Origin of the sequence: Dyadobacter sp. CY356, from assembly GCF_021440195.1 — a bacterium.
In the GTDB taxonomy this organism is placed as follows: Bacteria; Bacteroidota; Bacteroidia; order Cytophagales; family Spirosomataceae; genus Dyadobacter.
The window spans coordinates 233,772-246,445 of the sequence record NZ_JAJTSZ010000005.1 but is presented as its reverse complement, the minus strand read 5'-3'; the positions used below and the strand labels follow the sequence as shown (position 1 = coordinate 246,445).

Annotated in this window: 9 protein-coding genes; 3 read left to right on the top strand and 6 right to left on the bottom strand. The window is 41.1% G+C overall.

What is annotated here, in order from left to right; translation table 11 throughout:
• Nucleotides 1–72: 72 nt before the first annotated feature.
• The 3 genes from gltX (at nt 73) to LXL81_RS17680 (ending at nt 2,853) form a co-directional block, all read left to right on the top strand.
• Nucleotides 73–1,623, top strand: a complete 1,551-nt coding sequence (gene gltX / locus LXL81_RS17690) for a glutamate--tRNA ligase (RefSeq protein WP_234648104.1) — start codon at nt 73–75, stop codon at nt 1,621–1,623.
• 135 nt (nt 1,624–1,758) lie between these two features.
• Nucleotides 1,759–2,013, top strand: a complete 255-nt coding sequence (locus LXL81_RS17685; protein ID WP_137342365.1) for a hypothetical protein — start codon at nt 1,759–1,761, stop codon at nt 2,011–2,013.
• Between the two features lie 60 nt (nt 2,014–2,073).
• Nucleotides 2,074–2,853 carry a TIGR00266 family protein gene (locus tag LXL81_RS17680; RefSeq protein ID WP_234648103.1) on the top strand — a complete coding sequence of 260 codons (780 nt, stop codon included), beginning with the start codon at nt 2,074–2,076 and terminating at the stop codon, nt 2,851–2,853.
• Between the two features lie 55 nt (nt 2,854–2,908).
• Here the strand turns inward: LXL81_RS17680 and LXL81_RS17675 are convergent, their stop codons facing one another.
• The 6 genes from LXL81_RS17675 to LXL81_RS17650 all read right to left on the bottom strand — a co-directional run bounded on the left by LXL81_RS17675 (nt 2,909) and on the right by LXL81_RS17650 (nt 12,502).
• Nucleotides 2,909–4,942 (bottom strand): sialate O-acetylesterase, encoded by a 2,034-nt coding sequence (locus LXL81_RS17675; RefSeq protein ID WP_234648102.1) that lies wholly within the window; start codon nt 4,940–4,942, stop codon nt 2,909–2,911.
• Between the two features lie 129 nt (nt 4,943–5,071).
• On the bottom strand, nt 5,072–6,643 hold the full coding sequence (locus LXL81_RS17670) for a RagB/SusD family nutrient uptake outer membrane protein (RefSeq protein ID WP_234648101.1): 1,572 nt from the start codon (nt 6,641–6,643) through the stop codon (nt 5,072–5,074).
• 34 nt (nt 6,644–6,677) lie between these two features.
• The gene (locus LXL81_RS17665; protein ID WP_234648100.1) at nt 6,678–9,917 is read right to left on the bottom strand and encodes a TonB-dependent receptor; all 3,240 of its coding nucleotides are present in this window, start codon (nt 9,915–9,917) and stop codon (nt 6,678–6,680) included.
• A 186-nt stretch (nt 9,918–10,103) separates the two neighbouring features.
• Nucleotides 10,104–10,436: a hypothetical protein gene (locus LXL81_RS17660; RefSeq protein ID WP_234648099.1), complete on the bottom strand. Its 333-nt coding sequence runs from the start codon at nt 10,434–10,436 to the stop codon at nt 10,104–10,106.
• 127 nt (nt 10,437–10,563) lie between these two features.
• Complete coding sequence (locus LXL81_RS17655; protein ID WP_234648098.1) at nt 10,564–11,178, bottom strand: RNA polymerase sigma factor; 615 nt, start codon at nt 11,176–11,178, stop codon at nt 10,564–10,566.
• 229 nt (nt 11,179–11,407) lie between these two features.
• On the bottom strand, nt 11,408–12,502 hold the full coding sequence (locus LXL81_RS17650; protein WP_234648097.1) for a Gfo/Idh/MocA family protein: 1,095 nt from the start codon (nt 12,500–12,502) through the stop codon (nt 11,408–11,410).
• Nucleotides 12,503–12,674: the final 172 nt, after the last annotated feature.

Genomic DNA, 12,674 nt, shown 5'->3' with positions numbered 1-12,674 from the left:
GACAATTCCTGACCATTTCCTGACAATAAATGACCACCCCTGACAAATATATTTTTAATGTCGAGATAAGAAATGAACAAGTTACCAGTTCGGGTGAGATTTGCCCCTAGTCCAACAGGACCGCTCCATGCAGGAGGGGTTCGTACGGCTTTATATAATTATCTTTTTGCCCGTCAGCAAGGCGGACAAATGTTGCTGCGTATTGAAGATACAGATCAGAACCGTTTCGTGCCAGGAGCGGAAGCTTATATATTGGAAGCGCTCGAATGGCTTGGAATCGAAATTGACGAAGGGCCGCAGCAGGGTGGGCCTCATGCGCCTTACAAACAGTCGGAAAGAAAAGAAATGTACCGTGAATATGCTGAAAAGCTGGTAACGGATGGAAAAGCATATTATGCATTTGATACTGCCGAGGAACTGGACGTAATGCGTAAACGCCTGGAAGAAGCGAAAGTGGCAGCGGTACAGTACAATGCAATTACGCGTCAGGAAATGAAAAACTCGCTGACACTTTCACCGGAAGAAACAAAAGCACGTCTCGAAAGCGGCGAACCTTATGTGATCCGGATGAAGATTATGCCAAAAGAAGATATTCGTTTCAATGATTTGATCCGTGGTTGGGTGGTTGTTCATTCGTCACAAATTGATGATAAGGTTTTGTTGAAATCGGATGGTATGCCAACGTATCATCTGGCCAATATTGTAGATGATCATTTGATGGGTATCACTCATGTTATCCGCGGGGAAGAGTGGCTTCCATCAGCTCCGTTGCATGTTTTGTTATATCGTTATCTGGGTTGGGAAAGTACCATGCCGCAGTTCGCGCATTTGCCTTTGTTGTTGAAACCGGATGGAAATGGTAAACTGTCAAAACGTGATGCAGATTTAGGCGGTTTCCCGATTTTTCCTTTGCAATGGACAGATCCTGTTACAGGTGATATCGCAAAAGGTTTCCGCGAAGAAGGTTATTCACCGGAAGCAACTGCCAATTTTCTTGCGTTATTAGGCTGGAATGCCGGCACAGAACAAGAAGTTTTCAGTATGGATGAAATGATCAAACTTTTCAGCTTTGAAAGAGTCCATAAGGCCGGAGCACGATTTGATATACAAAAAGCAAACTGGTTTAACCAGCAATATCTGAAATTGCAAGATGATGCTTTGGTAATTGCGGAAATTAAACCGCTTTATGCAGCCAAAGGCATTGAAGTGAACGATGGTCAGCTTGCGCAGATCGTACACTTATTAAAAGACCGGGTACACTTTACAAAAGAAATTGTTGCAGAATCACTATTCCTTTTCAGCTTGCCGGAAGTATATGACCAGGATGTGGCTGTGAAAAAATGGAATGAAGATGCTGTGAATGCGGTTTCAAATTTCAAAGATGCGCTGGAAGGTTACGACGGGGCATTTGTAGCTGAAAATATAAAACATCTGCTTGCTGAAAAAATGGAAGCAGCCGGGATTAAAATGGGGAAAATCATGCAGGCATTACGTCTGGCTGTTACCGGAGCCGGTGCTGGACCGGATTTAATGGTAATCATGGAAATTTTAGGAAAAGATCAGGTGATGGCAAGATTAACACAGGCACTTGACCGTTTGCCTGCCCAAATTCGCCTGGCATAATCCTAAATGAACCGTTCGATCAATTTGCATTGTCATTGAAAGTTTGGTAGTATAATTTCGTAACAGTAATTTATTTTACTGGCCTGCAAGCAAAAGTGGTGCGCCGCTGCCCAGGGCCGTTAGCCGATTAAAACTATGGCCAAGAAAAAACAACCTGATGCCGCAAAGCCCGTTAACGAAAAGCCGCGTGTGCACAAAGATCTGGATGGTTTTGATATCCAGATTAATTCCTTTGGTGAAATAACGACCAGTTTTGATATGGATCGTATCAACGCATTTTTAAATAAAAATGTGGATGACAAAAAACTTCGCGACCGGGAAGATATTCCGGGCAGAAAAACGAAGAAAGTAAAAGCTAAAAAAACAGAGGAAGAAGAGGAGGAGGAATAGTTGGTGTTATCGGTGAACTTGCTTGATTTTACTACAAACATATAAACTTCAAAAGCTAAAATGATCTCACACGAAATTGATTACAAGATTATCGGCGACGATATACAAATCGTGGAAATAGAACTCGATCCTAATGAAACGGTAATCGCCGAAGCCGGTGCTATGCTTTTTATGGAAGATAGTATTCAGTTTGAAACCAAAATGGGTGACGGATCTGAGGCTAATCAGAGTATTTTAGGTAAGATTTTTCAGGCAGGAACACGTGTGATCACCGGTGAGTCTCTCTTCATGACGCATTTTACAAACCGTGGTGTTGGAAAAAGAAAAGTTGCCTTTTCTGCACCGTATCCGGGAACGATCATGCCGATTGATTTATCAAAAATTTACGGTAATGAACTGATTGTTCAGAAAGATGGATTTCTTTGTGCAGCGTTGGGGACGAGTATGAAAATTCATTTCAATCAGCGTTTTGGATCAGGTCTTTTTGGTGGTGAAGGATTTATTCTTCAAAAACTGAAAGGTGATGGAATGGCCTTTGTCCACGCAGGCGGAGTGGTTATTGAGCGTAACCTTAACAACGAATCGCTGCGGATTGATACAGGCTGTGTAGTGGCTTTCGAGCAATCATTGAGCTTTGATATTCAGCGTTCCGGTGGATTGAAATCCATGGTTTTTGGTGGAGAAGGAATGTTTTTGGCCACACTTAGAGGTACTGGCCGGGTTTGGATACAGTCGATGCCAATCTCTAAATTGATCCAAAGGTTATCTGTTGGCGGACCTAATGCCAGAAAAGAAGGTGGTTCGGTAATCGGTGGGTTAGGAAGTTTATTTGAAGATTAATAAGGTTCAATTCATATAGTAAGAAGGTAAGTGTTTCGGCGCTTACCTTTTTCTTTTATCTGAAAACCACATTTTGTGTACTTACACCTGATTTGCTTACGATTTTCAGGATATAATTTCCGGTAGGCAGGCTGTAAACGGGACGCAGCAACAAAAGTCCGATAATCTCAATATCCGATATAATCAACGGATGCTCGCGCCCTCTCGTATCAAAGATTGAGCATTGAATAGCTGTATCAGAATTGTCGGGCCTTATGAAAAATTGGTTTGTTGTTACCGGATTTGGAAAAACAACATAGTTCGGTGGTGCGCCTTCTTTTAATACTGCCAAAATGGTTGAATAAGATATTTCTCCATTTACACCTTCTTCTTTTACCCTGTAATAAATACTTTCATTTGTTACAGCGTTATCCGAAAAACTGTAAATCCGGGAATGATCCTGATTGTTTGTAACATTAAAACTTGCCAGATCGGCATACATTTCTCCATCAATCGTTTTTTGCAGGGTCATCTTTGTAAGTGACCGGTTTGCTGCTACATGCCACGAAATAATAATGCTGTTATCAGTTTTCCGCGCAGAAATGGTATTTATAAACTCAATCTTGGAATAGCTTTTTCCAATCAAAAACGAACCGGAAATACTTCCGGTCAGTATTGGGTTTATTGTTGATAATCTTATTTTGTAATGGCTATCAGGAATATCAGCCGGGATCTGAACATTTGCAAGATTTGCGTTTCCGGTACCAACCAGCCTTACAAATTTACCTGTTTCGTCCAGTAGCTCAACCTGAACTGTATTATTCGTATTAGCCAGCTCTGTAATGTTATATGGCAAAGTAAATGTTGCCCCGGGAAAAAGTTTTGAGGGAACAAGGCCGGTATGTATTGCAAATTTTGGTTGGAGCGGTATAACGGTTTTGAATAATGAATCAGTAAGAATCCGGTTCCAGGCTGTGGCTGCCAGCGTTAATCCCTGTTGTCCGCCGGCAATATTTTCAAAATGACCCTGCGCTGGTCGGGGGATTTGAACAGTATCAAGATTTGGGCCGGCAAAAGTATTGAAGTTTTGTATGGATGCTAGTCTGATTTGTGCGTTTTTAACCGCCGCAGGAGGGTTTGGTAACGAATAACTGACGGAGTTTCTTGCTATGATCCATGGAGCCGGATACCCGGAATCCCGCCTGCTGTTTTCAATAAGTGTTTTTATATTATTGAAATAATTTTCTTCCGTAAAATTTAGTTGCGCATCATTTTCACCGTGTGACCAAAGAACGGCTCTGAGCCCGAGTGAAGAATTGAAGTAACGGATTGTATTGACAATATTGGTATATGGCTGCCGGTTTGGCCAATATTTACCGACATATATATTGAAAGCATCTTTCCCCTGTGCACCATCCCGATAGTTTTCAGAGTTGGCAGCAGCCCAGGCCGAATTTAAAAACAGGACTGGTGTATTCATTTTCCTGGAAATCATATCACCCAATTCGCCCCAGTACCACGAAGTTTCGCCGGATGGGAAAATATTATTTTTGGCACGGATCGGTGTGTAAGCAGGTGCCTGCATCGGCTCGTCTGGCGCAACCGTTATATTATCCGAATTGAGTGTTTTATTAAGCGCGTTGAAAGAAATAACCTGATCCGAAGCATCTTTAGCTCCAAGATCTATCAAACCCATCGCATTGGAATTTCCGGCAACCAGAAAAACTTCACCAATGCCAACACGTGCCACACTGGCGGTATCAATAATTCCCATATCGCCATAGCCTGTAATTTCCAGGCGATACCAACCCGTTTCTGCCTGTAAACTTGTATATAAAAAACCCTGATCTATTTGATCGGAAGTAAAAGAAAATGCTTTTCCTGAATGATTATTATTTTGATCAGGGATCAGGCGGGCATCAATCCGGGAATAGTGAAAGTGCGCGTAGGCGGTTATAGCGATGTTTGCAAGGCCATTTGCATCACGCTGAAAGATCTGATTATTAACCGGATTTGAAATGATCAGCTGTGCATAGGAAGAGAAAGCTAACGAAGTTAACAGTATTTGGATAACAATAGAGAGGAGAATTTTGTAATTTTTTATTCGCATCCTGTTTTTATTAGGCTTTGAATTTAAACGTAATTTGGTAGTAAATGAATATTTCAGCCTGAAATCTTAACTAAAAAAGCCAGCCCCGGCTTGCGGGACTGGCTCAATTTAATCAGCAATATTTAAAAATCAATACCCAGGATTCTGAGGAGTCAGGTTCGGGTTGTTTTTCATTTCCTGGATTCCTAATGGGAACAATAGGTGTTTGGCTTGCAATGCAACACCAGAACCTACATTCAGGTTAAGGTGACCAACAAACGGATCAAATCCTTTTGTTTTTTCATTGAACACTTTACGCAAACGAACCATATCAAACCAGGTAATTCCTTCGTAAGCGAATTCATACCAGCGTTCTCTCAAAACTGCATCACGGAATGACGACTGTGTGAAAGTTCCGAAACCAGGCGTTGTCAACTTAGAGCGGTCATGTACTTTTTTATAAGCGTCATAAGCCTCTTGCGTTGGCGCGCCCAATTCGTTTTGAGCTTCTGCGAAGATCAACAGAACTTCTGCATAACGAATCAATGGAACGTTCAGGTTATTGTTACGTGTACCCGGAACGCCTAATGTACCATTTGCTGTCTGGTTGAAATGTTTGAAAACATAAGGAGCACCAAGATCAAATTTGGCACCATCACCATTGGTATAGTAAGTTGTATAAAACCATCCTTCCTGATCAACCGTACGAAGATCTCCCGTTTCGTAAGAAGCGTAAAAAGAACGTGTTGGTACAGTACTTCCCGTTCCTCCCGGACCAGAATAAGTAACTGGTTTAAAGTTTGGTAAATAATCTCCCAACGGGTTACCTGCAACCGCAATATTGTACTGAATCATAAAGATGTGTTCAACGCGGTTTTTAAGGTTTTCCTGATGAACTTCTTTATAAGTACTAAACAAATTAAGCGTTGAAGGATTTGCTTTGGAATAGTTGATCACTTCCAGCGCTTTGTCCGCAGCAAGTTTGTAGTGCGTAGCACCTTTGCTAAGCGGGAAACCAGCCATTGTCAAATATACTTTGGCCAGCAATGATTTGGCAGCAATTTGCGTAGCACGACCATTCGTTTCTGTAACAGGCAAACCGGCAGCCTCAGCAGCAAGTAAGTCTTCAACAATAAGTTTGTAAACTTCTTCTTGTGGAGCACGCGACGGAAGGAAATCCGTAGAGTTCGCTGTTTGAGGAGTCGTGATCAAAGGAATATCACCCCAAAGTCTGACCGCATAGAAATATGCCCAGGCACGTAGGAAACGAGCTTCTCCAAGCAATTTTGTTTTTTGTGCTTCGGTCGCCGGAGCCAGGAAAGGAATTGTAGGAATTTTTTCCAGCGCAAGGTTTGCATTAGCGATAATTCTGTACAAACCATTATACCAGTTGTTAACATGCGCCGTGTTTCCGTCGTAAGTCAGCGAGTAAAGGTTGTTTAAATCTGAATTCTGACCAGTTTCTGTTGTAGCCGTTCCTGTTACAGCTTCAAGTAACTGCCAGTTTGCCGAGAAAATACCTGCTCCCTCACCATAAAACCGGAGTCCTGCATAGGTAGCAGCAACAGCCGCCTCTGCGTGATCTGGTATGGTATAGAAGCTTTCCGGCGTCAGGTTAGATGGATCTTTTTCGTCAAGGAAATCCGAACAACTTGTGGGGCCAAGTAAAATGGATCCGCAGAGAAGTACCTTGGCTACATTTTTTAAATTATATAACTTCATAATCAATGTTTTTTAGGATAAATTAATTGGCCAATTAAAATGCGATCTGTAAACCTGCCATGTAAGTAGTTGGTTTTGGATAGCCGTGCCAGATCATACCTTGTGAGAACACATTGCTGTTCTGATCTCCGTTTGTTGGTGTAACTTCCGGATCGCCATGTGGGTACTTAGTCAGCAAGAAGAAGTTTTGAGCAGAAACATAAAGTCTTAGTTTGCTCATTTTAAGTTTGCTTGTCAATGCTGATGGGAAGTTGTAGCCCAACAACAAGTTTCTTCCGCGAAGGAACGATCCGTCAAAGATCCAGTGAGAATCTACGTTTGTAACATATCCTGCTCTTGTTTCGCGAATCTGTGCAACCGGCGTATTCTGGTTTGTTGGAGTCCATGCGTTCAATACAGTAGTGTAGCTGTTTGCGATAGAAACGCGGTCTTCACTTGGGTGAAGCGTCATGTCCATTACATCATTACCATAAGAATATTGCACATCAAACGTCAAATCAAAGCTTTTAAAACGAACTGTGTTCGAGAATGTACCCCAAGCTTTCGGGCTACCGTTACCGATGATCGAACGGTCAGCGTCTGTGATGGCTCCATCACCATTTAAGTCTTTGTATTTGATATCACCTGGTAACATCGTAAGGTTATTACGGTAGCTGGTGAATTTAGCTGCTTCGTCTCTTTCAGCTTCGCTCCATGTTCCTAAACGTGTCAATCCCCAGAACGATCCAACTGGTTCGCCGATACGGATAATACCTGTCTGGTTTGTAAAGTTAGGACCACCCACTCCGAAGATATCCGAAGGTGTTGCCAATGAAAGTACTTTATTTCTGTTCAAAGAAATATTGAAACTTGAATTCCAGGTAAAGTCACCTCTTTCGATGTTGGTTGTATTCAAAGTGAATTCAAACCCTTTGTTCTGCATAGAACCGATGTTCTTTCTGATTACAGCATAACCGCTTGAACGGGGTACCGGTGCATCCAAAAGCATGTCTGTTGTTTTTCTGTAATAGTAATCCGCTTCTACCGAAATTCTTCCTTTTAAGAAACTGATTTCAACACCTGCATCAGTTTGTGCTGTTTTTTCCCATTTCAAATCAGGGTTAGCCAAACGGTTGATACCTGTTCCGCTCACTTTCGTATCATTGTAAATTGTTGCATAAGTAGAGCTCAACAATGACAAAGATGAGTATGGAGGAATTTCAGAGTTACCAGTCAAACCGTAACTTGTACGAACTTTCAGGTTAGATATCACTGAATTTCCTTTCAGGAATTCTTCGTCAGACACTTTCCATGCCAGGGCAGCAGATGGGAAAAATGCGAATTTGTGGTTTTCTCCAAATTTAGAAGATCCATCCGCACGTCCTGTGAATGTAACCAGGTATTTATCAAGCAAGGTATAGTTAACACGACCGAAGTACGAGTTAAATGCAAAGCTTTGCGCACCTGAAGAAACACCAGGTAAAGTAGCACCAGCACCAAGGTTATCAAAACCAAAATAATCCGTTGAGAAGTTACGAACGCTTGCTCCCGTAGTTGTGATATTGGTTTTCTGCCATGAAATACCGGCAAGTGCGTTAATTGCGTGGATACCAAATGACTTGTTGTAAGTTAAATAGTTTTCCCATGACCAGAACGTTTCTTTTCTTGCGTCTTTGCTGGCAGTACCAAATTCAGAGATAGCCAAAGTACGTGTCTGAGATTGGTTAACTTCCTGGTTTACCACGTTAATACCCAATACTGAGCGTAATTCCAAACCTTTTGCAAGGGTAAGATTTCCATATAAACTACCTAATGTTGTAGCAGTATTTACGATATATTTACGACCTGTCAATCGGTGGATTGAACTGAATGAACCTTCTGCCTGTGGATAATCACGGTTGTTGGCAAAAGTTCCGTCCGGGTATCTTACAGGAAGGAAAGGAAAATCTTCCACCATTTGACGAGGAACGGCATCATTGATATCGACAAGGTTTTCGCTCTGGTTGTTATAACTCAGAGTAGCTCCGATTTTCAACCATTTTTTAACCTGATCATCAATGCTGAAACGTGTTGAATAACGTTTCAAATAAGATTCTTTCAACAGACCCTGATCATCACGGTAGCCAAGAGACAATGCATAAGTTGTTTTTTCATTTCCACCACTGAAACCTAACTGATGGTTTTGAGAGATTTTATTCTGTGTTGCTTCTTTGAACCAGTCAGTATCATAGTTTGGTTTGTAGCTTCCATCTGCTGCAAGGGTAAATACATCAGGATGTTGTAAACTAAAAGCAGCTCTACGCGTCTGAGGGTTCAAGTTTGCATATTTTCCAGAAGCCCATCCGGCCGGATCGAATTTTTCGATGTTTTTGTAAGCAAGATCTTCAACGTCAAGATATTGCTGCGCATTCAATACTTTCGGTCTTTTCGGCCCGATTGTTGGAACGCTCACATCGACATTGTATGTGATCACACCTTCGCCTGATCTTCCTTTTTTAGTTTGAACAAGGATTACACCATTTGCACCTCTTGCTCCATAAATCGCAGTAGAAGATGCATCTTTCAATACTTCAACCGAAACGATATCATTCGGGTTGATATAGTCAATGGCTGAGCTGTACTGATTTTGAGTTCCTTGTGGAAGCATTACTCCATCCACCACATACAATGGGTTATTAGAAGAGTTGATAGAACTGAAACCACGGATACGGATATTGCTTCTTCCACCCGGACGGCCAGAGTTTACGTTAACCTGAACCCCTGAAACTTTACCTTGAAGAGCCTGATTTAAAGAAGGAGAAGGTCTTTCTTTAAGCTGATCTTCTTTTACGGATCCAACAGAACCCGTTAAGTCGGATTTTTTTGCAGTACCATAACCGATAACAACCACTTCACTAAGTGCTTTTGTATCAGATTCAATAGCAACATCAATTGTAGAACGGTTGCCAACTAAAACTTCCTGACTTACATAACCTACAAAACTGAACACAAGAGTAGCACCACTTTCAGGTACAGAAAGTGTGTAAGCACCCGTTGCATCCGTTGTTGTACCAGTGCTGGTTCCTTTGATAACAACGTTTACGCCCGGAAGGCCTTCGTTTTTATCTTTTTCAGTAACTTTTCCTTTGATAGTTCTGTCTGCTGTTTTTGCAGAATTTGTTCCCGTAGTTACTGTTTTTTCAATCCGGCCGTTGGCGTATGTTCCAAAAGAACATAGAAGCGCAAGCAGCATTAATGTTGTTTTTTGTATGGCTCCTTTGAGAGACATACTATTTCCGGTAATATTCCTTTTCATACGGTTGGTTGCTTTAATTATGAAAATGTTTTGGTATATTCTATTCACGCAGATTATGTTAAAGTGAATGGTATCATCTGCTGAATGCAGCCTAAATCTCTTGTCACGGAAGTTTTTTTCATAAATGTTAATTGTAGTTAAAGGTTTGTAAAATTTATTTGAGTAGTAAACTGTGTAATTCGATTATTAAAATGCAGAGCTGTAATGGCTAAATTTTACATTTTTAATGGTGCAGGTAGTGTACATGGCCTGGCTTATCAGGCTGCTTATCGCAGACAACCTTTCATTGTGCTGCTTTCGGGAGATTTTGCCATTGATTTCTTTCAGTTTTATTTGTGACCTGATTTTCTCAAAAACGGCGTTGGAATACTCATCACTTTTGGATTCCGGAAACATAACGTCCAGCTCAGGGTTATTTTCGAATGACTGATACCAACCCTCTACTTGTGCCGACTCCTGTGATGTACAAGTGCCGTTTAAATATTTATCCAAAAGTTCAGAAGGTACAGGTCTATTCATGAATTCATTCGTTTCGGATAAATATTAATTATTATAATGCAAAAAGAGCCTTTTGTACAAGGACGTACAAGAGGCTCTGATACCTTAGTTGTGTTATAAAAAAAAAGAAAATATTTTTATTGTGATACTAAACGAGTTCAATGGTTTGTTCTAAGATGCTGAACAACAAGGACAATGAACATGCCGCAGAGAATTCACGAAGTTTAAAGCGAATGGTATTACGCGCTTTTAACAGATGACTTTCAACCGTTTTAGGTGAGACATTAGAAGAATTTGCAATTTGTTGAATCGTCAGTCCACTCTCAAACATTTCGTAAGTATTACGGCATTTATCCGGCAAAACCGAAATGGTTCGATCATAGGCAATCTTCAAATCATTGTAAGCAATTTCTTCATTCGTCGCCTGCGTATCTTCACGGTCTGTAAAGTTTTCGGGATACTCAACAACCTTATTATTCTTCCGGAAAAATGAAATTACGGCATTGCGTAAACAAGTATGCAAGTACGCATCAAACGTTTTAGCAACTACAATTTGATGCCTTTTGAGCCATATTCCAACAAAGAGATCCTGAACCAGCTCTTCCGCATGATCACGGTCGCGCAACCTTTTATAAGCGTCGTTAAGGACTCTGAAAAAGTAGCGGCTATACAATTCTTCGAAAGCATCATGATTATCAAGCTTAATTTCAAGGAGCAGGTTTTCATCACTAAATTCCATAAACTGAATCCGCTTAGTTTTCATATTTGCGTTTTTGTCAGAGTGAGAGGAATGCAATTTTATCAATGGAAATTTCAAATTTTTAATAAGTACTGGCAATATTATGATAAATAACCAGAATATTTAAATACTATTTTAATATTAATATTAAAACCTCATTGCAAACGTTTGCAAAAAAAATTCCTGCCAAAAATTTAACTGTTTAATAAAACAGCAATTTTTTTTGGCAGGAATTTAAACTGAAATCTCTAACTTAAACTAAATCAATGGTTTTGCCTCCATTGCGCACGGATTCATCACAGGCAAATGCTATCTGCAGACTTGTTACGGCATCTTCGAGATGATCTGTAAGATCAATATCTTCTTTAATAGCTCTTAGAAAATAGGCCTGTTCGCGGTTACACAGTTCCTGGTGGTCAGGCTCGTCTTCCAGATTAATCCAGCTGTCTTCGTGTACAAATTCATCCTGATCATTCAATGCCGCATGGTGCACCCGAATAGATTCTGTTTTGGTATGCGCCTCCACAGATGAGGATTTTCCGGCTCCGCCTGCATCTTTTGCAACAATAGAAACCGAACCTTTTGGCCCGATCACATCTTTTACAAAAAATGCGGTTTCACTGATCATCGGTCCCCAGCCCGCTTCATACCAGCCCACAGATCCATCTTCAAACCAGATCTGAAGCTGGCCATAATTGTAATTTCCTTCCGGTATATCATCAGTCAGACGGGCACCAATCGCATTGACACGGATTGGTTTTGAGCGCGTCATCTGGCACATGACATCAATATAATGCACACCGCAATCCACAATCGGGCTCAGGCTTTTCATTAAATTTCTGTGGACAGTCCACATATATCCGTGGCTCTGCTGGTTCAGGTTCATACGCATTACCAACGGTTTTCCGATATTCTGCGCCTCTTTAACAAAACGTTCCCATGACGGATGATGGCGCAGGATATAACCGACAACCACTTTTTTACCCGCTTCCTTTGCAGCAGCTACAACTCTTTTCGCACCTTCAACAGAATCTGCCAATGGTTTTTCTATAAATACATGCGCACCAGCCTGTAACGCCTGGATTGCAAAACTTTCATGAGTATCCGGATAAGTGGAAATACAAACGGCATCCGGTTTGGTTTCATTCAACGCAGTATCATAATCACTGAACAAGGCATAACCGCCGCCAAGTTTTTCATTCAAAACCTCTTTGCTTTTTCCGGTTGAGACAATTCCGCAAATTTCGAAACCATCGGATAATTGATAGGCAATGGCGTGTGAAGCGCCCATATTACCACAGCCGACCACCAGAACGCGAACCGGATTTTCATTTATTGAAGCAGACATACGAAATATTGTTATTTACAAATATTGGGTTGATAGGAATATTAACTACAAAATTAAGGATTTAAATCCGTTTTAGGGAAAAATCAGTTGGAAGCGGTCTGGCCATTTGCTACTGTTATGCTGTATGTTCTATGTGAACCACTGAGCAGCAACTTTTGACCAATATTAACAT